This window comes from Glutamicibacter sp. BS14, from assembly GCF_056934375.1.
The window spans coordinates 2935912-2960274 of the sequence record NZ_CM167801.1; the positions used below are offsets into that span (position 1 = coordinate 2935912).

The 24363-nt window shown below is 62.4% G+C and carries 25 protein-coding genes and 1 pseudogene; 7 read left to right on the forward strand and 19 right to left on the reverse strand.

All coding sequences use genetic code 11. The features are described 5' to 3' along the window. Nucleotides 1-25 precede the first annotated feature (25 nt). Nucleotides 26-964: a hypothetical protein gene (locus AC1Z36_RS13765; RefSeq protein ID WP_332498734.1), complete on the forward strand. Its 939-nt coding sequence runs from the start codon at nt 26-28 to the stop codon at nt 962-964. Between the two features lie 77 nt (nt 965-1041). On the opposite strand, the gene AC1Z36_RS13770 is transcribed toward AC1Z36_RS13765, so the two are convergent. From AC1Z36_RS13770 to AC1Z36_RS13790, 5 genes are all read right to left on the reverse strand, one after another. Next, on the reverse strand, nt 1042-2043 hold the full coding sequence (locus tag AC1Z36_RS13770; protein ID WP_483561360.1) for a 3'-5' exonuclease: 1002 nt from the start codon (nt 2041-2043) through the stop codon (nt 1042-1044). Between the two features lie 227 nt (nt 2044-2270). Continuing rightward, nucleotides 2271-2768 (reverse strand): SRPBCC family protein, encoded by a 498-nt coding sequence (locus tag AC1Z36_RS13775; protein WP_332502815.1) that lies wholly within the window; start codon nt 2766-2768, stop codon nt 2271-2273. Between the two features lie 189 nt (nt 2769-2957). Next, nucleotides 2958-3653 (reverse strand): hypothetical protein, encoded by a 696-nt coding sequence (locus tag AC1Z36_RS13780; RefSeq protein WP_105658437.1) that lies wholly within the window; start codon nt 3651-3653, stop codon nt 2958-2960. Beyond that, nucleotides 3650-4567: an ABC transporter ATP-binding protein gene (locus AC1Z36_RS13785; protein WP_332488202.1), complete on the reverse strand. Its 918-nt coding sequence runs from the start codon at nt 4565-4567 to the stop codon at nt 3650-3652. The genes AC1Z36_RS13780 and AC1Z36_RS13785 overlap by 4 nt, the downstream gene beginning before the upstream one ends. A 29-nt stretch (nt 4568-4596) precedes the next feature. Continuing rightward, nucleotides 4597-4956: a GntR family transcriptional regulator gene (locus AC1Z36_RS13790; RefSeq protein ID WP_181148913.1), complete on the reverse strand. Its 360-nt coding sequence runs from the start codon at nt 4954-4956 to the stop codon at nt 4597-4599. 383 nt (nt 4957-5339) lie between these two features. Here AC1Z36_RS13790 and AC1Z36_RS13795 point away from each other — a divergent pair, with 383 nt between their 5' ends. Continuing rightward, nucleotides 5340-6467 carry an HNH endonuclease signature motif containing protein gene (locus tag AC1Z36_RS13795; RefSeq protein WP_426734837.1) on the forward strand — a complete coding sequence of 376 codons (1128 nt, stop codon included), beginning with the start codon at nt 5340-5342 and terminating at the stop codon, nt 6465-6467. 66 nt (nt 6468-6533) lie between these two features. Here AC1Z36_RS13795 and rdgB read toward each other — a convergent pair whose 3' ends face one another. The 3 genes from rdgB to AC1Z36_RS13810 form a co-directional block, all read right to left on the reverse strand. After that, a complete protein-coding gene (rdgB, locus tag AC1Z36_RS13800; protein ID WP_105658434.1) occupies nt 6534-7166 on the reverse strand; it encodes an RdgB/HAM1 family non-canonical purine NTP pyrophosphatase in 633 nt (210 codons plus the stop codon). Continuing rightward, nucleotides 7163-7897 (reverse strand): ribonuclease PH, encoded by a 735-nt coding sequence (gene rph, locus AC1Z36_RS13805; RefSeq protein WP_388025335.1) that lies wholly within the window; start codon nt 7895-7897, stop codon nt 7163-7165. The genes rdgB and rph overlap by 4 nt, the downstream gene beginning before the upstream one ends. 89 nt (nt 7898-7986) lie before the next feature. Beyond that, complete coding sequence (locus AC1Z36_RS13810; RefSeq protein ID WP_105662597.1) at nt 7987-8643, reverse strand: helix-turn-helix transcriptional regulator; 657 nt, start codon at nt 8641-8643, stop codon at nt 7987-7989. A 169-nt stretch (nt 8644-8812) separates the two neighbouring features. Here AC1Z36_RS13810 and AC1Z36_RS13815 point away from each other — a divergent pair, with 169 nt between their 5' ends. Further along, on the forward strand, nt 8813-9196 hold the full coding sequence (locus AC1Z36_RS13815) for a hypothetical protein (RefSeq protein WP_483561361.1): 384 nt from the start codon (nt 8813-8815) through the stop codon (nt 9194-9196). 228 nt (nt 9197-9424) lie between these two features. Here AC1Z36_RS13815 and AC1Z36_RS13820 read toward each other — a convergent pair. The 4 genes and pseudogenes from AC1Z36_RS13820 to clpS form a co-directional block, all read right to left on the reverse strand. Next, a pseudogene (locus AC1Z36_RS13820) lies at nt 9425-10219 on the reverse strand (MBL fold metallo-hydrolase); the annotation flags it as partial. Continuing rightward, entirely contained in the window at nt 10216-11139 is a 924-nt protein-coding gene (gene murI, locus AC1Z36_RS13825; RefSeq protein ID WP_105662596.1) for a glutamate racemase, read from the reverse strand. The gene murI and the pseudogene AC1Z36_RS13820, both read right to left, overlap by 4 nt. Before the next feature lie 3 nt (nt 11140-11142). Further along, nucleotides 11143-11721 (reverse strand): DUF2017 domain-containing protein, encoded by a 579-nt coding sequence (locus tag AC1Z36_RS13830; protein WP_105662595.1) that lies wholly within the window; start codon nt 11719-11721, stop codon nt 11143-11145. A 2-nt stretch (nt 11722-11723) separates the two neighbouring features. Then, nucleotides 11724-12008 (reverse strand): ATP-dependent Clp protease adapter ClpS, encoded by a 285-nt coding sequence (gene clpS, locus AC1Z36_RS13835; protein ID WP_105658428.1) that lies wholly within the window; start codon nt 12006-12008, stop codon nt 11724-11726. A 142-nt stretch (nt 12009-12150) separates the two neighbouring features. Between clpS and AC1Z36_RS13840 the strand changes: the two genes are divergently transcribed. Beyond that, nucleotides 12151-13449: a nicotinate phosphoribosyltransferase gene (locus AC1Z36_RS13840; protein WP_105662594.1), complete on the forward strand. Its 1299-nt coding sequence runs from the start codon at nt 12151-12153 to the stop codon at nt 13447-13449. Nucleotides 13450-13553: 104 nt separating this feature from the next. Beyond that, nucleotides 13554-14147: an isochorismatase family protein gene (locus AC1Z36_RS13845; protein WP_105658426.1), complete on the forward strand. Its 594-nt coding sequence runs from the start codon at nt 13554-13556 to the stop codon at nt 14145-14147. 78 nt (nt 14148-14225) lie between these two features. On the opposite strand, the gene AC1Z36_RS13850 is transcribed toward AC1Z36_RS13845, so the two are convergent. The 6 genes from AC1Z36_RS13850 to AC1Z36_RS13875 form a co-directional block, all read right to left on the reverse strand. Then, nucleotides 14226-15992: a DEAD/DEAH box helicase gene (locus tag AC1Z36_RS13850; protein WP_105658425.1), complete on the reverse strand. Its 1767-nt coding sequence runs from the start codon at nt 15990-15992 to the stop codon at nt 14226-14228. A gap of 55 nt (nt 15993-16047) precedes the next feature. Next, nucleotides 16048-16299: a DUF3039 domain-containing protein gene (locus AC1Z36_RS13855; protein WP_105658424.1), complete on the reverse strand. Its 252-nt coding sequence runs from the start codon at nt 16297-16299 to the stop codon at nt 16048-16050. A 301-nt stretch (nt 16300-16600) separates the two neighbouring features. Further along, nucleotides 16601-18166, reverse strand: coding sequence for a transporter (locus AC1Z36_RS13860; RefSeq protein ID WP_105658423.1), 1566 nt, complete (start codon nt 18164-18166; stop codon nt 16601-16603). Further along, nucleotides 18148-18906, reverse strand: coding sequence for an ABC transporter ATP-binding protein (locus tag AC1Z36_RS13865; RefSeq protein ID WP_105658422.1), 759 nt, complete (start codon nt 18904-18906; stop codon nt 18148-18150). The genes AC1Z36_RS13860 and AC1Z36_RS13865 overlap by 19 nt, the downstream gene beginning before the upstream one ends. A 139-nt stretch (nt 18907-19045) precedes the next feature. Continuing rightward, a complete protein-coding gene (locus AC1Z36_RS13870) occupies nt 19046-19957 on the reverse strand; it encodes a co-chaperone YbbN (RefSeq protein ID WP_105662593.1) in 912 nt (303 codons plus the stop codon). Nucleotides 19958-19962: 5 nt separating this feature from the next. Further along, on the reverse strand, nt 19963-21657 hold the full coding sequence (locus AC1Z36_RS13875; protein WP_402697280.1) for a hypothetical protein: 1695 nt from the start codon (nt 21655-21657) through the stop codon (nt 19963-19965). Nucleotides 21658-21818: 161 nt separating this feature from the next. Here AC1Z36_RS13875 and AC1Z36_RS13880 point away from each other — a divergent pair, with 161 nt between their 5' ends. Next, on the forward strand, nt 21819-23186 hold the full coding sequence (locus tag AC1Z36_RS13880; protein ID WP_105662591.1) for an AI-2E family transporter: 1368 nt from the start codon (nt 21819-21821) through the stop codon (nt 23184-23186). Between the two features lie 24 nt (nt 23187-23210). On the opposite strand, the gene AC1Z36_RS13885 is transcribed toward AC1Z36_RS13880, so the two are convergent. After that, nucleotides 23211-23582: a hypothetical protein gene (locus tag AC1Z36_RS13885; RefSeq protein ID WP_402697277.1), complete on the reverse strand. Its 372-nt coding sequence runs from the start codon at nt 23580-23582 to the stop codon at nt 23211-23213. A 59-nt stretch (nt 23583-23641) separates the two neighbouring features. Here AC1Z36_RS13885 and nucS point away from each other — a divergent pair, with 59 nt between their 5' ends. Beyond that, nucleotides 23642-24337 (forward strand): endonuclease NucS, encoded by a 696-nt coding sequence (nucS, locus tag AC1Z36_RS13890; protein ID WP_105662590.1) that lies wholly within the window; start codon nt 23642-23644, stop codon nt 24335-24337. Nucleotides 24338-24363: the final 26 nt, after the last annotated feature.

Genomic DNA, 24363 nt, shown 5'->3' on the forward strand with positions numbered 1-24363 from the left:
ACAACTTGGACATTAGAATGGTGATGTGAATGAAACCGGTGAAACTGCACTCCTGCCAGAGAACTACTCAGACAAGGTGTTTGCGATCCTCCTCGGCCTAGCCGATGGCGCAACCCACGCCCGTGACGAAATTGACCCCGGGGCCACCGAAATCCTCCCGCTCTACCTGGCCGACGGCCTGCTGGAAGCGCTGGAATGGGCCAACGACGGTGTCGCCAGCGACGAAGCGGCCTGCATGTGGCTTGCGGCCCTGCGCGGCTACAGCAAGATCGCCGGCTCCTTCCCGGAACGCGCCCCGCAACCGCTGGGCCGCTGGATCGACAAGGAATTCGCCAACGTCGAGATCTTCGAGAAGATCCTGGACGGCGATCCGCAGAACCTCGCCGGCCTGGACAGCCCCGACATGGGACAGCCGGGGCGTCCCACCGGCGCTGGCGCCGACTCCACCGGCGTGCTGCCGCGTGCCGCGATTGCCGCGCTGCTGGCCCGGGTCCCTGTGGGCACCACCGAGACCCTGGCCCGTTCGGCCGCCTTCCTGACCCACGACGACCAGGCGGCCAAGACCGCCATTGCCGCGGCGAAGATCATCCGCTCGGCCATGGAACGCTCCGAGGCCGCCGCCGGCGAATGGGCCGAGCTGCTCGTTGGCCTGCAGGGCCCGTCGGCCGATGCGCTGCGCGAGGTGGCCACCAGGATCGCCGAGAACATCTCGCTGTCCCCCGAAGAGGCCTACGCGGCGTACTTCGGCGAGCATGCCGCCGAGCAGGACGCGGAATCGGACATCGAGGCCGCCCCGGCGGCAACCGCCGAAGAAGAAGCTGCCCGGGATCCCGAGGTCGACGCCTACGCTGTAGCGCTGCTGGCTGCCATCTACGGCACCGAAGCCGTCGGCGAGCGCCCCGCGAGCGCACTGGATGACATCATCTCCGAGCTGCATGACCGCTGGATGGCACTGCTGGTCTAGGAACCGCGCCCAGAAAAAAATGGCAGAAGCCCGGCCGGCACAGATTCGATCTGTGCCGGCCGGGCTTCTGCGGTCTGCTAGGCGGTCAGCCCGAACCCGCCAACCATCTGCATGAACTCGCCTTCGGAGATGATGCTGACCCACTGGCCCTTTTCGCGCAGCCGGAGTACGTGCTTGGCCTTGTTGGTCAGCCGCCCGTTGGCCAGATCCTCCGGGACGAAGCCGTCTCCGACGACCAGCGCCGTGGTGGCGCGGGTGACCCGCGAGGCGGTCTGCGCGCCGTGTTCGGCGGCCAGTTCCTTGGCCTTGGGGCGCGGCATGGACAGGTTGCCGGTGAACACCATGATCTGGCCGAACAGCGGATGGCTGGGATCCGCGTTGTCGCTCGGCTTCGGGTTCGGCCCTTCCTGCGGCCAGTTGTTGAAGGAATCCTGCGGCGGCAACGGGTTGCCTGCAGCCAGCCAGCCTTGGGCGTCGCGGGTGGCGCGGGACAGTTCGTGGCCTGGCTGCCACGGCTGGGTCAGGCTCAGCCGGACGCCATAGTGGTCTGCCGTCTCCAACACGGACTGCTGTCCGCTGCGCCCGGCGATATCGATCATTGCCCAGGCACAGGCCACAGCGTCAGCCAGGGCCTCGTGGTGGTTTTCGATAGGGTGTCCCGCTTCTTCGGCAACGAACGGCAGCGAGTAGCTGGGCAGATCGTAGGCCTTGCGGGAGAGCTTGACGGTGCACAGGTGCGCAATTTCCGGTACCGGCAGTTCGCCGGCTTCGCACGCCGCGCGGATCACTCCGGAATCGAACGAAGAATTGTGGGCCACCAGCACGTCGGATCCGATGAATTCCAGCAGTTCCGGAATCCTGTCGGTCACCCGTGGCGCGGCGCTCACCATGTCGGGGGTGATGTGGTGGATCGAGACGTTGCGCGGGTCGAAGTGGTCGAAGCCTGCCGGCGGCTGCATGAGCCACTGTTCGGTTTCGACGATTTGCCCGGAGCGTACCTTGACCAGGCCCACCGAACAGGCGGAGCCGATAAAACCGTTTGCTGTCTCAAAATCTACTGCTGTGAAGTCCAATGCCACGCCCAATAGCTTACTCGCTTAATCGCTGGCACCGGCATGCGTGACATTCGCGCACCGTGCACCGCGCGGTGACCGCCGGGCGATAACGTGCCAATAATTCGCTGCAACCCGATTTTGACCTGTATCGATCAAGTTATCGGCGGCCTGGCTGGCTTGGGCGCAAGGCAGGGCATCTCACAATCATCAGCCGGCCGCATTGAGCGAGTCGAACCCTGCACGCAGGGAACTCAGTGCCCGAACAGCTCCTCGTAATGCTCACTGAGCGCCGGATAGTAATCGGCCTCGAAGTCCACGCTGTCGGCATCGGCTCCGTTCACCACGGCTGCCAGGCGGTCCAGGTAGTAGTCCCAGCCCGGCCCGACGGAGCCGGCGAGCTGCGGGTCAAGGCCCGGCATCCGGAAGACCAGGGAACTGCCCTCGCCGCAGGACTGCACCGCGAGCTCCAGCCGCCATGCCGAGGGGCCTGTTCCAAGTTGCACCTGCAGGTGGTGCATGCGCGGATCGCAACGCAGGATTTCGACTCGTTCGGTGGGTGAACCGTCCTCGAGCAGCATCACTACGTCCACCGCGCCGCGCTCCGGGTCCCCGTGCCATGGGCCATACCAGAGCGCCAAGCACTGGGAGTCAGCCAGATAGCGCCAGATCCTGCTCGGGGATTGGGTGAACTCGCGGCGCAATTCCAGCGCTCCGTCTGCGGTTCGAATTCCGGTCGGCGAGGCGCTCATGATTTCTCTCCTGGGTTGCTCCCCTGCCGCCGCGGCACGGGCGGCTCCAGCGCCTTCACCGGCAGTCATTGAAGAATAGCAAATCGCGGTCCCGGGCCGCTGGGCGCCTTCTTGCAAAAGCAGGCACCGGTTCCCTTCCCCCAAGGGAAAGGGAACCGGTGCCCATATGCCCTGCATTTCGGACCCGGGCTAGGCGGTTGCCTTGCGCAAGGTGAGATAGGATCCTCCTGCCATCAGCAGGGCCACCAGGCCGCCCCACAGCGTGATCCCCGCGGCGGTCCAGGTCAAGGCCCAGCTCCAGAACTGGTCCCAGTAATTGCCGAAGGTGAACAGGGCGATGATTCCCAGCACCACCACACCCAGCAGGGTGAAGAAAACCACCATGCCCGTGGTGCGCCACCTCATGTAGATGGTCGCTATCAGGAAGCCGACCATGAACAGCAGCACCATCAGCACGAAGTAGAACAGGATCTGGACCAGCCAGTTGTTATCCGCAATCCATTGCAGGGCGAAGAACTGGCCACCCATGCCCCAACCACCGGTGGCGACTTCCAACAATCCAATCAGGTAGTAGAACACCGACAGAACCAGTGCGCAGACGGAGAACAGTGCCACGGTTCCCAGATAGAAGGTACGCCGCGAAATGCTCATGGCCATGGAGAACGGGAAAGTCAGCGTCAGCGCCTGGATGCCCAGGGCCAAGAAGTACCACATCGGCGCTTGGGCGCCACCGCTGTACAGCCCTTCGTCGCTGCCGTTGCGCCGGACCAGCCACCAGATGGCCAGTGTGAAGAGGAACGATCCACCCAGGATTATCAGCGGGATTCCAATGAAAGTGGCTTTGTTGATCAGTTGCATGCGGGCGACTTTGATGATGCGGTTCATTTTCTTGCCTCCGTCCGTTCGTCGATCCCTGTTTCGGTGGTGCTGCTCAAGGCGCTGCGGACTACCAGTTGCTGCAGCGACACCGGACTCAGGTCCAGGCCCATGAGCTTCGCTTGTTCGCGCTGCTCCGAATCCAGCTTGGCCTTGATGGTGACGCTGGCCAGGGCGCCGAGTGCATCACGATGGATTACCTGCGCGGAGCCGATGAATTCCTGGACCTTGGCGTCCTCGCCAGTTACCGTTACCGCTGTGCCGCGCAGCTCTTCGGCATCCGAGTCGATGACGATTCGCCCCTTGTCGATCACGATGACGTGCTCGAGCAGGTTGGCGACTTCATCGATCAGGTGGCTGGAGAGCACGATGGTGCGTGGATATTCCGCGAAGTCTTCGACGAGGCGGTCATAGAAGATCTGCCGCGCTACCGCGTCCAGGCCGAGGTAGGGTTCATCGAAGAACGTGATGTCAGCCCGCGAGGCCATGCCGATGATCACGCCCACCGCGGACAGCTGCCCGCGGGAGAGCTTCTTGATCCTGCGCCTGGTCGGCAGTGCGAACGCCTCGACGAGATCCTGGGCCAGTTCCTCATCCCAGTTCTCGAAGAACAGGGCTGCGGATTTGAAGGCCTGGTGGACCTTGAAGTCATCGGGGTACTTCTGGGATTCGCGGATGAAGCAGATGCGCGAGAGCGTCGGATCATGCTCGAAGGGGGCGTGGCCGAAGATTTCGGCGGTGCCTTGGTCCGCATAGTTCTGCCCGGTCAGGATGGACATGAGCGTGGTCTTGCCGGCCCCGTTTCGTCCAAGCAGCCCGTAGATACGGTCGGGTTCCAGTTCCAGGCTGACGTTGTCGAGCGCTCGCACGTCCTTGTAGGTCTTACTCAGCTCGCGTGTGGCGATTGCTGTCGTTCGTGGCATGTCGTTCCTCCCTGCCTAGTAGAGATGTTTCAAGAATCCGAACCGGTCTTGATCATGGCGACCAGCTCATCCAGGCCAATGCCCAGCTTGGAGGCTTCTGCGGTCAATGGGGTGATGAATTGCTGTTGGAATTTCTCGCGGCGCTGTTCTCGCAGCCGCCGCGGTGCACCTTCGGTGACGAACATGCCGATCCCCCGCTTCTTGTAGAGCAGTCCGTCTTCCACGAGCCGGTTGATTCCCTTGGCTGCTGTGGCCGGATTGATCCGGTAGAACGCTGCGAATTCATTGGTTGATGGAACTTGCGCTTCTTCTGCAAGAACACCAGAGATGATGTCGTTCTCAATCAGCTCAGCAATCTGCAAGAAGATCGGTTTTGAATCATCAATCATGCTGGCTCCTCTCCGTGCTCATTTCCACTAGATGAGTTAGTGGGTTAGTTACTCATGTAACTAACCATAGAACCTAGTTCGGTTCTGTGCAATAGCGGGGCGGCAAAATATCCACGGAAAATCCGGTACCCCAAACTGTCCGCCTCGCTATCTATGCTGGGAACTGTCGACGGGGCTGCCTGGAACGGGCACCGGCGATGGTGCGTTCACCGTGGTGAGCACGGAAATGGAGCTGCAGACCGAGACAACGCATGGCGCAACCCGAAACCGGGAAGGGCTGGCGATGGCTACGAATAATTTGCAGTATCTGGCCCAGGAAAATAGTGATCGCACGCTGGGCAATGACCGCAATCCACGGATTGCAGGCCTTTATGGGAGGGACCATGCAAGAACTTTTCAATCGCCTTGAGGCTCCGGATCCGCTTCTCGGAGCATTGGATCGCCAGATCCTGCTCGGGCTGTACAAGGTGCTTTTCCCCGAATCCACCGGTGAAGAAATGGCCCGCGCTACCCGGCGCGAGCTGATCGCCAGAATCCAGGACTCGCGCGCTGGCACCATGCAGCGTCCCGGCCGCAATATCCTGGACTACCCCTTGCGCCGCCCGAACCAAGCGGCATTGAATCGCGCACTGCTCACCGGCACGAAGGGCCAGCCGGTATATTGGTGCCGCCAGGCAAATGCACTGGCTTCCGCGGCGGCCCTGGGGCAGGAGAACGAGTCATTCCGCTGGAATTTGGAGGAACCCCTGCGGGCAGGCGATCTCGTCCTGACGGCATTGGAGGGCACTCCAGCGTTGATTGCCAGCCTTGAAATCACCGAAGCCGATGAGGCGGAGCGGCTCACCTTCACCAATTTGGCGACCTTCACCGACCCGATCTCCGTGGCTGAGCTCGAGTCCATGATCGGCGCAGAACTTCCAGGACGCTCGCAGTATTTGGCAGATTCCCTTGCCCAGAAGCTTCTGGGCAGCATCGGGGATCTTCTCGAACGCCCCCGCCCGATATTCGTCACCGCCGGACCTTGCACTCCCTCGCAGCCTGCGAAGGCCAATGAGGTGCTGGGCGTTGTGGCCATCCTCCAGAAGGCTTCACCGTATGAACCGCTTGCTTGCGAAATCTGCGATCGGGATATTTCTGCCAGACCCGAGGTCCATCTGCCGCAGAGCCATCACAACGGCCTGCGTTGGGAGATCCAGGACCATGCCGATGAGGTGGTGCTGCTTTGCCGTGGCTGCCACGACATGGCCCACCAGCCAACCCTGGAACAGCTCCGGAAGTTCGCGAAGCCTGCCTGCCCGGAATGCGGGGAACGCAATCCGCTGAAGATCATCTGGGGAATGCCAAGCTTCATGCCCAATGACGACGAGTACGTCACCGCTGGCTGCATGATGCCTGTGGGGCCTCCCGCACAGTGGCAGTGCCGCGCATGCGAAACCCAATACCTGGTGACCGAGTTCGACGAGCGGCCCTACCTGGCCCTGGCACGGTCCGGCGAGAACTTCCCGCACTAGCGCAAAAACGCCAGCAAATCCGTTTCAGGATTTGCTGGCGTTCTTGTTCTATCCGGGATTTGGAGGCTACTTGGCCAAGGCCTTGGTGACCTCATCGATGATGCTGGGCAGCAACGCGGCGAAGGCGCGAGCCCGGTGCGAGATCGCATTCTTCTCCTCCGGAGTGTGCTGGGCCATGGACTTGCCGGCACCGGCCGGTTCGAAGATCGGATCATAGCCGAACCCATGCTCGCCGGCACGCTCGGTGCGCAGCACGCCCTCGACCTTGCCCAGTTCCACGTGCTCGGCACCCTCTGGGGTAGCCAGTGCCGCGGCGCAGACGAACTGCGCTGCGCGGTGCTCGGCTGCAATATCGCCGAGCTGGCCGAGCAGCAGATCGATATTCGCTTCGTCATTGCCGTGCACCCCGGACCAGCGCGCCGAGAAGATTCCCGGCGCTCCCCCGAGCACATCCACGCTCAAGCCGGAATCATCGGCCAGCGCCACCAGGCCGGTGGATGCCGAGATCTCGCGAGCCTTTTTCAGCGCATTGCCCTGGAAGGTGACCTGGTCTTCAACCGGATCGGCAGCCCCAGCGGTGGCGGCGTCGATGACCTGGCTGTCAACATCCAAGCCCGGCACCTGCCCGCGCAGCAATTCGCGCAATTCGCGCAGCTTGCCCTGGTTGCGCGAGGCAAGCACCAGTACCGGCTTGCTCATTTGGTGCTGCTCAGGGTTTCACGCTGGATCTCGGCCAGCTCGTTGGTTCCGCCAAGGGCCAGGTCCAGCAGGGCATCCAGCTCCTCGCGCTTGAATGGAACCCCTTCGGCGGTGCCCTGGACCTCGACGAAGTCGCCGGATCCGGTGACCACGACGTTCATGTCGGTCTCGGCGCGAACATCTTCCTCGTAGGGCAGGTCCAGCATCGGGGTGCCATCGATGATGCCCACCGAGATCGCGGCGACCGAGTCGGTGAGCACCTTGGCGTTGGCCTTCACGATGCCCTGCGAACGGGCCCAGGAAATTGCTTCTGCCAGTGCCACGTAGGCACCGGTGATGGCGGCAGTGCGGGTGCCGCCGTCGGCCTGCAGGACGTCGCAGTCCAGCACGATGGTGTTTTCGCCCAGGGCCTTGGTGTCCACGACGGCACGCAGCGAGCGGCCGATCAGGCGGGAAATCTCATGGGTGCGGCCCGAGAGCTTGCCCCGGACCGATTCGCGGGAGTTGCGGGTGTTGGTAGCACGTGGGAGCATCGCGTATTCAGCGGTGACCCAGCCGGTGCCTTCGCCCTTGAGCCAGCGTGGCACGCCCTCGGTGAAGGACGCGGTGCACAGCACGCGGGTGTCGCCGAATTCGATCAGCGCCGAGCCTTCGGCCTGAGCGGACCAGCCACGGGTGATGGTAATGTCTCGAAGTTGCGCGGCTCCTCGGCCGTCAGCGCGTAAAGTCATGCTTCCATCCTAACCACGCGCACCGCTCGATCTGTACGGGTGAACCCGCGAGTTACGGTGAAATGCACCTCGTGGCGTATCCTTGGCAACTATTGAGGATGCACCACAACGCAGCATCGCCCCGGACGCGGGCTCAGCTCGGCCCGGCTGCAATCCAACTGGCACCCCTCCAAGACGCCTGAAACCAGTTCATAGTTCATGGAGCAGACCAGTTCGGTCTGCTGCTGCGCGACCAGATGGAAGGGGCAGTTCCCCATGGAGATCTCTCCTCGCTCGTCTGTTTCAGGCGCATAGCCCAGCTCGTCCAGCGACGGCACGAGCCCGTCACCGGCCTGCCCCAGGTTCTGCCCCTCGCCACGTGCCGCCTGACGCAGCGCCTGGAGCACAGCCCCCGAGGCATCGGCACTGGCCGCGTTCGCCAGCAAGCTGCCCAAGAGGCGGTAATTGCGCGCTGGCAAGCTCACGGATACTTCCTCTTGGGCGAGCGCGTAAAGTTTCGCGGTGCGCCCGGCCCCCGGCCCGTTTTTGCCTTCCGGCCGTGCGAAAGTCACCGCCAGCAATCCTGCGCTTGCCAGCCGGTCCAGATGGTAGGCGGCCAGGGTCCGGCTGATTCCTGCGGCCTTGGATGCCGCGTCGCGTCCTGCCGGTTGCGGACTTTGCGAAATGAATTCGAACAGTCGCCGCCGAACCGGATCGTTGAGCGATTTGAGGACCGCATCTTGCTGCAAGCTCAGTTTTGTCGACATGCCAGAATTCTATCAACAATGGATCTTGACAAATAGGCCCGAGAGGCGAATTCTGGGTATACGTTCAAACCTTTGGAGGGTGATCGCCATGAGCGCCTCATGGAGCGAGAAGCATCCGGTCTAGCACATACGGGCAACAACAGCTGCACGAGTCAACACCGACCCGTCGTTGAGCGCATTCTGGATCCTGCGCATTGGATTTGTCGTCCTGCCCCTGCTGATGGGACTGGACAAGTTCGCGAACGTCATGACCTACTGGCCGGAATACCTGGCCCCGTGGATCATTGCCATCGTGCCGTTCTCCGCGCAAACCGCCATGCATTTCGTTGGCGTGGTGGAACTGGTTGCCGCCGCATCGATGATCATCAAGCCGCGCTACGCGAGCTATGTGCTGTCACTGTGGCTGCTGGGCATCATCGTCAATCTGGTCTCGATGGGCATCTTCCTCGATGTCGCCCTGCGCGACGTGGGACTGCTGGTCGCCGCATTGGCCCTGACCCGACTGGCCAGCAAATACGACAAGCCCTGGGGCGCCAAGCACGGCGCCGGCTAGGCTGCTTCCGGGAACGCGAAAAGCACCGGCGCAGAGGATATTTCTTCCTGTCCGCCAGTGCTTTTTCCCGGTTCCGCGTGCCTACTTCTTGCGTTTGAGCAAGGGGAACTTGCGGGTCTTCTCGTACTTGATGGTCGGCATGGTGCCGGTACGGGTCTTCAGGTAGTCGGTACCGCGCTCCCCCTTGAACAGGGCCGGGTCCTTGTCTTCCTTCAGGCTGCCGGAGTACACGCCGTAAGTCACCCCGGAAACGGCAACAGCGATCCCGCCGTCGTAGGTTTCCTTGGCTTCCTCGACTACCTTGTTGATGTCGGTCCATACCGGAATGTGCGTCAGCAGCATGCGCTCGGCACCGGCCGCGGTCGCCATTTCGCCAGCACGCTTGCCCGTCAGGTGCACGCCGTCGATATGGTCATCGCGGCCCTCTTCGAAGGCCGCTTCGCACAGGAACATGTCAGCGCCGCGGGCTGCCTCAACCAGGCCATCGCAGCTGTCGGTGTCCCCGGAATAGGTCAGCACGCTGGTCAGCAACTCGCCATCGGGGCCCGGCTCATGCGCTTCCACGCGCAGCGCATAGGCTTCCTTGATCGGGTGGCGCACCGGGTAGGGAGTGATGGTGAAGGGACCGATGTTCACCGGCTGCAAGGATTTCCAGACCTGGAAGTCGTAGTCCTTGGCCATGGTGTCGCCATCGGGCAGGGAGTAGGCCGTTTCAATGCGTTCGGCGGTATCTTCCGGACCGTGCACCAGCATCCGGTCCCGGCCCCAGCCCGTCGGATCCCAGCGAATCGCCACATGCAAACCGCAAAGGTCCATGCAGTGATCCGGATGCAGATGGGAAATCATGATCCCGTCAATGTCTTTTAAATCGGTGTAACGCTGAAGCACGCCCAATGCGCCTGAGCCCAGATCCAGCAGGATCTTCCAGTCGCGCGTGCCATCAAAGGCCGACACCAGGTAGCAGGAAGCGGGCGATCCCGGCCCTGGGAATGACCCGGTGCATCCAATGATGGTCAGCTTCATTCGTTACTCGCTTTCGACGCGGCAATCATCTGCGGGGTAATCCGCGAAATAGCTCCGGTCGGATAGTGGGCGGCTACATGGTCCACGTGGCGCACCTGCAGCACCTCGGGTCCGAGGAATCGGCGAGCCAGTACACCAAAGCTATCAGCGTTGCCTGTGGCTAGGAACTCATGACGCGCCGCGGCGCCGTCGTTGCGCACCAGGGCATGGCGGGTCAACGCCCGGAAAACGTCCTTTGCCGTTTCCTCGGCACTCGAAACCAAGCTGACCGAATCCCCCATGACATAGGAGATCACGCCGGTCAGCAACGGATAGTGCGTGCATCCCAGAACCAGGGTGTCTACATCGGCGGCCTGCAGCGGCGCCAGATATTCCTGCGCGATCTCCAGCAGCTCGGCACCGGCGGTAATGCCGGACTCCACGAACTCCACGAAACGCGGGCAGGCCACGGTGGAGACCTGCAAGTTCGGCGCGGCCGCAAAGGCGTCCTCGTAGGCGCGTGAACCAACAGTCGCCTGGGTGCCGATGATGCCGATCTTGCCATTCTTCGTGCCGGCTACCGCACGGCGCACCGCCGGCTGGATGACCTCGACGACCGGGATGCCATAGCGCGCGGTATAGCGCTCGCGAGCATCGCGCAGCACTGCGGCAGAGGCCGAATTGCAGGCAATCACCAGCAGCTTCACGCCACCATCTACCAGCTCATCCATCACCCCCAGCGCATTGGCCCGAACCTGGGCAATGGGCAGCGGGCCATAGGGAGAGTTGGCGGTATCCCCCACATAGATCAGCGATTCGCCCGGCAGCTGGTCAATGATCGCGCGGGCCACGGTCAGCCCGCCAACGCCCGAGTCGAAAATGCCGATGGGGGTATTGGCCTCCGGGGCCGAGACCTGCCCGGTAGCAAAGTAGGAATTCATGGATTAGAACTCCGCATCCATCAGTGCAGCCATCAGGGTATCGAGGACCCATGAAATCAGGTTGTACACCAAGGACATGTATTCGTCCGGGGTGTTCACCTCGGATGCATCGAGCACCTCTGCGACCCGGGCCGAATCCTCTTCACTGCGGATTTCCAGGCGCTCTGCGAGCACCAGGCGCACGTCGTTCAGCGCTTGGGCAAAACGCGTCGCGGTGTCCTTGTCCAAGACCAGCTTTTCGGTGTCCAGCAGCATCTGGGCCTCGCGCAGGCGGCCAACCTTTTGCGCGATCAGGTCGGCTTCGGTCAGCCGGCGATGCTCCGCGGCGGCCACTGCGTCATCGCTGGCATCCGGCAGCAGCCTGGCCAGCGCTGGATCGGAAACCGGCGGCAGGTCCATGGACTCGGGCCGCATGCCGGTCAGGGCGTAAAGCGGATCAACATCTTCGGGCAGCTGGTGCAGCTGCGCACGCTCCTCGAGCATTCCAATGACATCGCCGAAGAGTTCGCGGATCAGTTTTCGTTCTGCGGAGTGCAGTGTTCCGGTAATGCCCTTGGAACCGTTCTTGAAGGCCTTCGCCACGTTCAGGCTCCCTGGGTCATCGTTGCGTTCAGGCCGAATCCGTGCATTGCCTGCACATCGGATTCGATAGCTTCGCGGCTGCCGCTGCGCACCGTGCAGAAGCCGTCATGGTGCACCTGCAGCATGAGCTTCTCGGCTTTTTCCGCGCTGAAACCAAAGTAGGAACGGAACACGTAGGATACGTAGCTCATCAAGTTCACTGGATCATTCCACACGACCAAGCGCCAGGGCTTGTCTTGGGATACCAGGGTTTCAAATTCGGAAAGTACATCGGGCATTGCGGTCATGGCTTCCATTTTACGCTTGGAAGCTGAACGCAACACCGGACACGGCAAATATCACCTTGAGCGTGAGCCGTTATACAGTAAAACCGGTCTGCTTTCCCAAGCAGCACCGTATAAGGCCTTTTCCGATCATCAGGAGCGTCACATGCGCACCAGTCTCTTCACCGACCACTATGAGCTGACCATGCTTCAAGCAGCGCTGGGATCCGGTGCAGCTCACCGCCCGTCTGTCTTCGAGGCATTCGCTCGCCGCTTGCCCGAGGGCCGGCGCTATGGCGTGGTCGCAGGTACTGGTCGCGTGCTCGAAGGGTTGGCAAACTTCCGCTTCGATGACGAACAGCTGCGTTTCCTCAGCGACAACAAGGTAGTCAACGCGGAAACCATCAAGTACCTGGAGAACTTCCGCTTCACCGGCAGCATCTCCGGCTACGCCGAGGGCGAGTTGTACTTCCCGAATTCGCCGCTGCTGACCGTGGAGTCGACTTTCGCTGAAGCCTGCGTTATCGAGACTTTCCTGCTCTCGGTCATGAACCATGATTCGGCCATCGCTTCGGCGGCATCGCGAATGATCGCCTCGGCCGGCGAACGCCCATGTATCGAGATGGGCTCGCGCCGCACCCATGAGGAATCAGCAGTGGCTGCCGCGCGGGCCGCCATGATTGCCGGATTCACTTCAACGTCCAATTTGGAAGCCGGTGCCCGCTATGGCTTGAAGACCGTTGGCACTTCGGCCCACTCGTTCACCCTGCTTCACGACACCGAGCGCGCCGCCTTCGAAGCGCAGGTTGCCTCGCTGGGCAAGGACACCATCTTGCTGGTGGATACCTACGACGTGGAGAAGGGCGTACGCACCGCGGTTGAAGTTGCGGGTCCGGAACTAGGCGGAGTCCGGCTGGACTCGGGCGACCTGGTGCAGCAGGCAGGCTGGGTTCGCGAGCTGCTTGATGACCTGGGCAACTGGAACACCAAGATCACCGTGACCTCGGACCTCGACGAGTACGCGATCGCCGCCCTGGCCAGCGCCCCGGTTGACGCCTATGGCGTCGGCACGGCATTGGTCACCGGCTCCGGCCATCCGACCGCGTCGATGGTTTACAAGCTGGTTGCCCGCCAAGACGATTCGGGGCAATGGATTCCGGTCGCCAAGGCCGCGGCGAACAAGGCCAGCGTGGGCGGGCGCAAGTACGCGGTGCGCCAGCTCAATGAACGCAACCGCGCTGTCGCTGAAATCGTCTCCACTTCCGAGTACACCACCGGCGGCCCCGAGCGGGATCTGGTGGTCCCGTTGGTGCGCCATGGCGAGATCGATCAGGCGTACGTGGGTGCAGCTGGCGTCAAGCTCGCCACCGAGCGCCACTTCGCATCGGTCCAGGAACTGCCAGGCGTGGCACGCAAGATGCAGCGTGGCGAACCGGTCATCCCGACCGTCATGATCCAGGACTAGTCGAACACACGAAAATCCCAGCTGCGGGACGTAGGATCCAGATTCAAGGATCCTGCGGTCCGCAGTTTTCCAATCTCTACACTTCCCCCAGCCAGGAGGCAGCGATGAGCAGAGCCCTGTTGATCATTGATGTCCAACCCGACTTCTGCGAAGGCGGAGCCCTGGCCGTGACCGGCGGCAACGCCGTCGCAACGGCCATTGCCGCGGATATTGCCGAACGCCGCGATGCCTACTCGGCAATCGTCACCACCCAGGATTGGCATATCGAGCCCGGGAATCATTTCTCGGAAACCCCCGACTTCATTGATTCCTGGCCGGTGCACTGTGTCGCCGGAACATCTGGCGCCGCCCTGCATCCGCAGCTCGCCGAGGTGCCCCTGGATGCGCACTTCGCCAAGGGGCGCTTCACCGCAGCCTATTCGGGTTTCGAAGCCAGAGTGCTGGATCCATCGGCTGACCAGGCTGATGAAAGCGGAGAACTGCTAGGTCCATGGCTCAAGGCCAGAGGCATTGACTCTGTAGATGTCGTAGGGCTCGCCGCGGATCATTGCGTAAAGGCGACCGCCTTCGATGCAGCTGAAGCAGGATTCACCACGACCATCATTTCTCCGCTGACCGCAGCAGTCTCGCCGGAGAATCTGCCGGCGATACGCGAGGAACTGAGGGCAGCCGGGGTAACGGTGATTTCGCTGGGTTGATGATCCCCCGGAAAGCAGAAACGGCTTTGCTCCTGACCGAATTTTCCGGTCAGGGGCAAAGCCGTTCTCTCGTGGAACCTATTTTCGCCCGACGAACCAGTCCTGCAGCTTGTCAATGCGCGCCTGCAGCTGGTCAGCAGTAGCCTGCGGCACGGCAGGCCCGCCGCAGACGCTGCGCAGCTTGTTGTGGATCTGCCCGTGCGGGGTGCCGGTGCGGGCGGCCCATGCCGAGACGTTCTTCGACAGCTTGGTGCGCAGCTCCATCATGCGGCGGTGGTCCGAGACCGGCTCGGGCTTGGTGCCGCCCTTGGAAATCTGCTTGTTCTGCTGCTTGCGCAGCAGCTCGGAAACCTGTTCGGTATCCAGCAGGCCCGGGATCCCCAGGAAGCCGAGTTCTTCTTCACTGCCGATGTCGGCGCCGGTACCGAATTCGCCGCCGTCGAAGAGCACGCGGTCAAAGGAGGCCTGCGAGTTCAGCGCCTCGAACTTGTTGCGCGTCAGCTCGTCGCTGGCCTTGTCTTCCTTGTTCGCCGCTTCCAGCAGCGAATCGTCCAGCCCGTCTTCGTCCTTGGAACCTTCACGGTCCAAGGCGTGGTCGCGTTCGACTTCCATCTCGTTGGCCAAGGCCATCAGGATCGGCACCGAGGGCAGGAAGACCGAAGCCACCTCGCCGCGCTTGCGGCTACGCACGAAGCGGCCGACCGCCTGGGCGAAGAACAACGGAGTGGAGGTGGACGTCGCATAAACGCCCACGCAGAGACGCGGAACGTCCACGCCTTCGGACACCATGCGCACCGCAACCATCCAGCGCGCGTCGGATTCGGAGAAATCGTCGATCTTCTGCGATGCCTTGGGGTCATCGGAAAGAATGGTGGTGACCTTCTCGCCACAGATCGCTTCGAGCTGGGCCGCGTAGCCGCGCGCGTCCTCGTGGTCCGTGGCGATGATCAGGCCGCCGGCGTCCTTCACGGTGCGGCGGACCTCCGAGAGCCGCCGGTCAGCGGCCTGCAGCACCGACGGGATCCAGTCGCCGTGCGGATCCAGCGCGGTACGCCAGGCATGGGCGGTGACATCCTTGGTGAAGCCTTCGCCGAGGTTTGCTTCCATCTCCTCGCCGCCGGAGGTACGCCAGCGCATATTGCCCGAATAGGCCATGAACAGCACCGGACGGACCACGTGGTCGGCCAGGGCGCTGCCGTAGCCGTAGGTGTAGTCCGCCTTGGAACGGCGAATGCCATCGCCCTCGTCCACATACTGCACGAAAGGAATCGGGGCCGCATCGGAACGGAATGGGGTACCGGTCAGGGCAAGCCGCCGGGTAGCCGGTTCGAATGCTTCACGAATGCCATCGCCCCAGGACAGGGCATCGCCGGCGTGGTGGACCTCATCCATGATCACCAGGGTGCGGGCATCTTCAGTTTTCGCGCGGTGCACCGCGGGCTTCAGCGAGACCTGGGCATAGGTCACCACCACGCCCATGTAGTGCGAGCCGTGCCGGCCGTCGGAGTTCTTGTAGTTCGGGTCCAGTGAGATGCCCACACGCGCCGCCGCATCCGCCCACTGCTTTTTCAGGTGGTCGGTGGGCGCGACAACGATCATGCGGTTGATCTTGCCCGAGTCGATCAGCACTTTGGCCAAGCGCAGCGCGAAGGTGGTCTTACCTGCGCCAGGGGTCGCCACCGCCATGAAGTCCTTGGGCTCCGTATCGAAGTACAGAGCCAAGGCCTCGGCCTGCCAGGCACGCAGCTTCGGCCCAGTTCCCCAAGCCGCACGTTCCGGATACGCTACCGGCAGTTTGTCTTCTAGTGGAAGCTTGTCGCCAAAATCAAAGAGTGTCTCGGTCATTTACCTTTTCCCGGCCGCGTGCATTGTGTGAAGTAGTGCTAGTTCATTCGCAGCACTACCCCATCATGGAGTCGTAGACTTCCTTGCACTCGGGGCATACCGGGAACTTCTGCGGATCTCGGCCTGGCGTCCAGACCTTGCCGCACAGAGCGATCACTGGGTCGCCGGTCATTGCCGACTCCATGATCTTTTCCTTCTGCACGTAGTGAGCAAAACGCTCATGATCTCCGGCCTCGACACTCTGGGTTGTCTCGGTACGTTCAATCGTGGCAGTGCCACCGCGGGTTTCTTCAGACTGTTCCACCATGCCTCCAAGTCTAATACGGATTGCCACTGCTGTCCGCGTGGCAAGCATGGGAGCTTGTCCACATTGACTTTGCCGCGCTGCACTAGGCCGCCCCATCGATTTCTTCCTCGCTGCAAGTCAACAACCATTTTTCAATGTTCTTGCGATGCGTTGCGGTGCCGTTGGAAGTCGATATTGCGCCAATTGGGCGCGACCCGATCAATATCCTGTGAACCTCCTTGCACCCAAGGCAGGCAAACGGCCGCCTAGCGGAAAACAGCGTCCCGCTAGACGGCCGGAGGCAGCAATTCGGCTGCTGCGCCTACTTATTGAGGATGACCGACTGCATCAGCTCAGGAGTGCGCTTTTCGTACCATTTGCCACCGAGGGCAATGCCGCCGAGCATCAGTCCGATACCCACGGCCAGGCCCGCGCCCAAGGTGATGAAGCCGAAGGACTGCGACTGCTTCACCCAGCCGATGATGTAGGGAATGAGTACCGGGATCAGCAGGAGGCCCATGGCAAGCATGATTCCCAGCTGGGTCAGCGCAATGCGCATGCCATTGCCCGGAGGGGTCTTCATCGGGTTATCACCCGGCAGCGGCACCGAATAGGTGTAGCGGGCCGAGGACACCGACGCGACGCCCAACGCGATGAGCAGCCCCGCCAGTGACAGGCCCAGGTCTCCCGGGATGCGCCACAGCGCACCGGAGATGAGGCCCGGCAAAATGGCTGCCGCCAGGACCGGAACGATGGCAATCAGGAAACAGGACAGCACTCGCCCTGCCCGATCAGCACGTCCGGAAATGCCGGTCAGCGCGTGCAGCGCAAAGGCGGTGTTGTCATAGGAAATGTCGGCCGAGATGGAGAAGCCCATCAAGATGCCGATCAACGGGCCCAGCAGGAACATCATCACGTAGCTGCCGGTCTGGTTGCCGGTGAACCAGAAGAGCAACGGCAGCATCGGCACAATGAGCACGCCAATGGCATAGCGCGGATCCTTGAACCAGTAGGTCAGTGCGCGGGCAGCCACGGCGCCCGTTGGCGTGGCCGGCATCAACTTGAAGAAGCCCAGCCCCTTGGCCGTGGCAGCGCGCTGCTCTGGCGGCGGGGTCACCGTGGCTTTGGCGGTAGCTCGAGCCAGCAGGAGGTACAGTCCGCCAAGGTAGAGCAAGCCCAGCGCCAGATGGATCGCCATCTGGCCGTAGTGCGCCGAGGCAAAAGCCCCGGGAATCGCGGCAAAGGCACCCAACGGGGTGTAGCCCAAGACCGAGGCAATCGGCTGGATCCAGTCGCTCATGCTCTGCGCGGCAGCCAATGCCGAGGTCACGATCGGCCCCAAGGCGATGAGCACCACGAACAGCAGCACGAAGGTCAATTCACGGAATCGGCGCTTGGCCCGCAGTGCGGTCGCCATGATCACCAGATACTGGCAAAGAAGAATCGCCATCACCGCGGTCGCCACCGCTGCCAGCAGGGCCAGCATGAGCGCGCCCGCATCGAAGCGCCACATCAGCGAGGCGCCGAGCAGGCCCGCAATGGTCAGCACCGCGGGAATCGAGATGAAGCCAGCCAGCACCAGCGCTGGCCCCAAGGTCTTTTCCGGAATCCCGAAGTGGACAAAGCGTGAAGGTTCCAGGGTGAGGTCAACACCGGTCAGCAGCGGCGGGATGATGGCCCAGCCCAGCACCACGGCCGAGCCGATCAGGGTGAAGATTTCGCTCTGGAAAGGAATATCGCCGGCGGTAAACCACATGGCCAAGGTCAGCATGGTGATCATGCCCAGTGCGTACAGGCCACCGATAATGACGCCGATGAGCTGGCCGACGGAGCGCTTGAAGCCGTTGGCGAGCAAGCGCAGTTTCAGGCTTAGGACGTGCGCAACCATGACAGCCCTTCATTATTGGCGCGGCCGCCCACCAGATCGACGAAGCGATCTTCCAGGCTCATGCCGCCGCGGACTTCATCCACGGTGCCCTGCGCCTTGAGCATGCCATCGGAAATGACCGCGACATGCGTGCACATGCGCTGGACGAGGTCCATCACATGCGAGGAAACGATGACGGTGCCGCCGAATTCAACGTAGTTATTCAGGATGTCGCGGATATTCGCCGCAGATACCGGGTCCACCGCCTCGAACGGCTCGTCCAGAACCAGCAGCTTTGGCGAGTGGATCATCGCGGTAGCCAAGGAAATCTTCTTGGTCATGCCGGCCGAGTAGTCCACCACCAGCTTGTCGCCGTCATCGAGCAAATCCATCACGCGCAGCAGGTCTTCGGTACGCTGGGCAACTTCTGCGCGTTCCATGCCGCGCAGCAATCCCGAGTAGGTCACCAGCTGGCGGCCGGTCAGCCGGTCAAACTGGCGCACGCCATCAGCCAGGACTCCCAACGTGGCCTTGGCCGCTTGCGGATCAGCCCAGATATCCACGCCGTTGACCAGCGCTTGGCCTGAATCCGGGCGCAGCAATCCAGTGGCCATGGAAAGCATGGTGGTCTTGCCGGCACCATTGGGTCCGACAAGACCGTAGAAGGAACCCGCAGGAACTTGCAGGCTGACGTTGTTCACGGCAATCTTGGCGCCGAATTGCTTGGCAAGACCCCGAATGTCCAGTGCGATCTGATTCATAGCTTAAGGCTAGCAATGCCCCTAGTCAGAACGCATCATCCTTTGGAGTTAAACCCAGGTCTAAGACAACCGCCGCGACCCAGGGAAAAACCCTGGGCCACGGCGGTTGAACTGCTTGGTCCAGTCCCTGGACGTCAGCCTAGAAGAGTACGCGTGCCAGTTTCTGCCGCGAGGCAGCCACGCGTGGATCGCTGTTGCCGATTACCGCATAGAGCTCAATCAGGCGACGGCGGACCCGCTCGCGGTCTTCATCAGCCAGGCGGGAGATCAGCGAAACCAGTCGGGCGAAGGCATCTTCGACATGCCCGCCCACCACGTCCAGATCTGCTACATCCAGCTGGGCTGCGATGTCTTCAGGGTTCTGCGCGGCTTGCTCGCGGGACTTGTTCAGATCCAGGTTGTGCGTACGCGAGAGCAGTCGAACCTGGTACACGCCGATCTGCGCGTCCTTGTCGTTCGGCTTCTCGTTCAACGCTTCCAGGTAGGCGGCCTCGGCGGCGGCGTAGTCCCCGGCATCGATGGCGTCCACGGCCTTCTGGTGCAGCGGCGGCAGCTCTGGTTCAGGTTCGCCGGCCTGCCCGGAGAATGCCGGGGCGGTACCGCTCATGCCCTGCTGGACTGCGAGCTGTTCAAGCTGTGCGAAAACCTGGACAATCTGCTGTTCCTCGGCAGGACCCTGGAACAGCGGCACCGGCTGGCCCTTGATCAGCGCCACCACCATCGGGATCTGCTGGGCCTGGAAGGCCTGGGCGATCTGCGGGTAGGTTTCCGCATCCACCAGGCCGAGGATGAATTTGCCGCCCTTGGCATCCACCAGCTTGCGCAGCGTCGCATCCAGGTCTGCCGAGACCTGCACGCGAGGCGAGCCGAGGGAAACGATGGCAGGTACCTGCTGGGACATGCCGACGAACTGCTGGAACGCAGCCTCATCCAGATTGGTGGTCCAGCTTGCCGGACCAGCCGGCATGCTGCCGGTAGCTTCCGGGCCTTGGCTGGCCAGGGCGGAGAGATCTACCGCACCGCGGGTTGAGGGAATGTTCTGATCAGTCATGGGGGTTAGTCAACTTCCTTCACATCGAGCAGGATCTGGCTTGCAGAGATCAGCTGGATCTTGTCCTTGGAACCGTCGGCTGGCAGGTAGAACATCACCGGTTCGGCGTAGGTGCTTTCCACGTCGCCGTTCGAGGAGCTGGATCCCAGCAGCTGTTCGGTCAGCTTGTCGGTGCTCTTGAGCGGGTCAGCGTCTTCGGTGCGCACGAAGAGCGCCTTGTTGTTCAGCTTGCCGGTAACAATCGCTCCGCCATCCGGGGTGGAAACCACCTTGGTGTCGCCCTTGGTGACCGTGCGGTTGTACTTGACGTCCGCCTCGTTGGCTTCCTTGGACTCATCCTTCTGGGCTGCGTGCACCGCCTTGATGAAGTCCGATTCGGCAAACTTGTCCTTGTCCTTGGCATTGCCATCGGTCAGCACTTTGCCCAGTGCTTCCAGGGCCTTCTCCGGGGTCATCTGCAGGCCCTCGGCGTTGGCAGCAAGCTGCTTGGTCGACGGGTCGCCAACGGCGATGCCCGGGAAGGTGGAGTTCGGCAGCATCTGGCCGGCGAAGACCACCTTGAAGTTATCGCGGGCGTTGGCCTGCACCAGGGTCAGCGCCTGCGGCAGGGTGTCGGCATCATTGTTCTTCGCGGTCACCACGGAGATTACGCGGGGGAACTTGGCTTCATTCGCATTCGGCACAGCGGCCGAGCGGATGACCTGGGTATTGAGCGCCAGCGGCTTGTCTACCTCGAACTTCTCCTTGAGCATGTCGTAGCGCTTATCGCGCAGGTACTTGAACGCACCGGCGGTGCGTGGTTCCAGGGCCTTGGCGTCGCTCTTCTCATCGGCCTTGGCTACCTGCTTCTGGGCATCAGCCAGAACGCGCTTGAGCTGCTCTTCGGTGATGACCGGGAAGCTGGATACTTCTCCAACCGAGGAAGAGGCGGACTCGGAGCCCTTGGCATCATCGGACGCCTTGGCGTCCTGCGACTTCTGCTCGGATTCCGAAGGCTTGGCGCTGGACTCGTCGCTTGGCGCCATGGGCAGAGAAACACCGGAGATCGCCAGGGCCACCACGGCCACGGCGGCGACCGAGTGCTGGGTGTTCGCCCCGCTCTTCGGCTTGCCCGGGCGCATGACCAGCAGGGCCAGTCCGAAGACCAGCAGCAGCGAGCCGGCAATGATCAGCGGCAGGGCAAATGGCATGGCGTCGTCGTTCGCGTAGGTTACCGAGATATCCACCGGAGCGGCATCCTTTCCGCCTGCGGCCAGCAGCAAGGACCAGTCGCCGGAATCCGGAGCGGTCCAGCGGTAGGTCATGGTCTGATCCGCGGTCTGCGAGTCGAAGAAGATGTCATCACCGGCGGGATTAGGCGCATCGGCCTTGCCCTTGGCGTGCTCGGCGATCATCTTGTGGTTTTCGGTGTCGATGCCGGTGACCGATACATGCGATGCATCGCCGATCCACGCCTCGACGTCATAGTCGCGGCCCAAGGAAGCAGTGAATTCACCCTTCGACTTGATCACCAGTTCCACCGGGTCCAGCTTGGGGTCGTTGACCGAGGATTCAATCAAGGTCAGCGGTGCCTCATCAGCTAGTTGCGGCATGCTCGCGGTCACCGTTTCGGGCGGGGCCCAAAAGGTCTTCTGTCCGATGCCGACTACCAGGGCCGCGGCCCCCAGCAGCATCGCGATCACGGAGATTACTTTTCGCACAAGTTCACCTATTCGCCTACGTCTCACAGCTGTTCTTTGACAAGTCTAACGAGTTGCGGCCGATCATGGTTCCGATCCTCGCCTGTGAACTGGCTCAACAACGCAACAGCACGGTGTCTTGAACCACTTAACAGTGGCCGATGCGCGATATGCTCTGACCCATGGAGCCTGATCAGCCGCACCCGCATCGCGATAAGCACGTACCCGAGCAGCGTTCCGACGCGTCGGATCGCTCTTCCGGGCCGGCAACCTCCGGCCCGGAATCCACAGCGCATTCCCAGCCTCATGAGGGCAATTCCCAACCGGAATCACCTGCGGCCGCCAGCGCGCAGGCCCGTTATCCGGGCGCTGCGCCGACGGGCGCTAATCCGTCCCGCGAGGGCTGGTCCAAGAAGATCGCCGAACGCGTGGGCAAGATGCTCAACACCCCGCAGCGCAGTGCGGCCCTGGGCGAGGAACCGGAGCATCCGCTGGATGGCTCGCCGGAACCGATTCCGGCGCTGCACCCTATTTCCATGGGCTTCTTGGGCACCATTGGCGTGGGCATCGCCCTGGGCGGCTACTACCTGCTGACCAACGTCGGTTCGCTGATGACCTGGATTGCCATTGCGCTGTTCATCGCCTTGGGCCTTGATCCGATTGTGCGCTTCATGATGCGCAAGGGAATGACCCGTCCGCTGGCCGTGGCCGCGACCATGGTCAGCTTGCTGGCGATCTTCGGCGGCTTCATGGCCTTGATCATCCCTACCCTGGTCAACCAGATCACCGCCTTCATCACGCGGGCGCCTGAAATCGTGGATGATTTCCTCAATAGCGATTGGGTCCGGGAAATCGACCGGCAATACGCGATTTCCCAGCGCATCACTACCGAGGTCGACCGTTTCTTTGGCGATTCGGGCGCGGTGACCAATGTGTTCGGCGGCGTCCTGGGCGTATCGCAGACCGTCGCCCAGTCCATGTTCGGCGTGCTGATCGTGCTGGTGCTGGCCATCTACTTCCTGGCTTCCCTGCCAGGGATGATGGGCTTCTCGCTGCGCCTGGCCCCGCGCTCCAAACGCGACCGCGTGGCCGAATTGACCGTGCGCATTACCCGCTCCGTGGGCAATTACGTGATGGGCCAAGCCACCGTGGCCATACTGAACTGCCTGGTGGCGCTGGTGCTGATGAGCATTCTGGGTGTTCCATTCACCGCGCTGCTCACCTTGCTGGTGGCGATGCTGGCCTTCATCCCATTGGTCGGCGGGGTGATCGCCGGCGTGCTGGTTACCTTGGTGACATTGTCACTGGGCTGGCAGACCGCCCTGATCTACGCGGTGTGCTACTTCGGCTACCTGCAAGTCGAGGCGTATTTCGTTTCGCCGCGCATCATGCGCCGTGCGGTGGCAGTGCCCGGCGCGGTCGCGGTGATCTCGGTGATTGCCGGCGGCACCTTGGCCGGGGTCACCGGTGCGCTCATGGCCATCCCGGTGGCAGCCAGCGCCATGATCCTGCTGCGCGAAGTCTTCATCGCCCGGCAGGACCGCCGCTAGCACCTGCCCCTCCAGGCAGCTGGCCTAGTAGCGGTAGGAACGGGTTTCCCAGCAGTGCGGATGCCAGTGGCGGCGCGCGTTGGCCGCGGCGTCATCGCCCGACCAGTGGTCCGCGCGCCAGGCAACAACATGGGCAACTCCAACTCCGATGGAACGGTGGCACCCCGGGCAGGAATAGGGCTTGTTGGCGTTCATCGGCGCAATCTTGCGCACATGCCATTGGCCGTCGGGGGCATCCTGGCGCAGCACCACGCCGAAGCGGGCACGCTGCATCCACTCTTCCTGGCCCGAACCGTAGCCCTGCTCTTCATCCCCGGAACCGTAGCCGGAGCCGGATTTCCGGCCTTGGGCGGGTCGGGAATTCTTGGAGCGGCGCGGGCGGTTGGAACGTGGCATGTCTTTAATCATGCCGTATCTCCCGGCACAAGTCGCAACCAGCTAGTAAAGTGTGTGGGGTGCGTTTAGTGGTAGCGAAGTGTTCAGTTGATTACGAGGGCCGTCTTCGAGCCCACCTTCCGTTGGCGACCCGCTTGATCATGGTCAAGGCCGACGGCTCGGTACTCATCCACTCGGACGGCGGCAGCTACAAGCCGCTGAATTGGATGAATCCGCCGTTGATCCTGCGTGAGGCAGATCCCGATGAGGACGCCGCTGCGTTGGGTGCCACCGCTACCTGGACCGTGTCCAGTGCGAAGACCGATGACAAGCTGACCATCCACTTCCATAGCTTCGAGCACGACTCGGCCCACATCCTGGGCACCGATCCGGGGCTGATCAAGGATGGCGTCGAAGCCGACCTGCAGCGCCTGCTGGCCGAGCAGATCGAGTTGCTCGGCGCTGGCCACCAGTTGGTCCGCCGTGAATACATGACCGCCATCGGTCCGGTGGATATCCTGGCCCGTGATGCCAAGGGCGCCACGGTTGCCGTAGAGCTCAAGCGCCGTGGCGATATCGACGGAGTGGAACAGCTGACCCGCTATCTGGAGCTTCTGAACCGCGATCCGCTGCTCAAGCCGGTTACCGGCATCTTCGCCGCCCAGCAGATCAAGCCGCAGGCCCGCACCTTGGCCGAAGACCGCGGCATCCGCTGCCTCACCTTGGATTACGACGCAATGCGCGGAGTCGACGACTCGGCAGGACGCCTCTTCTAGGGTTGCGGGTCCTCCCCGGGCTGCCT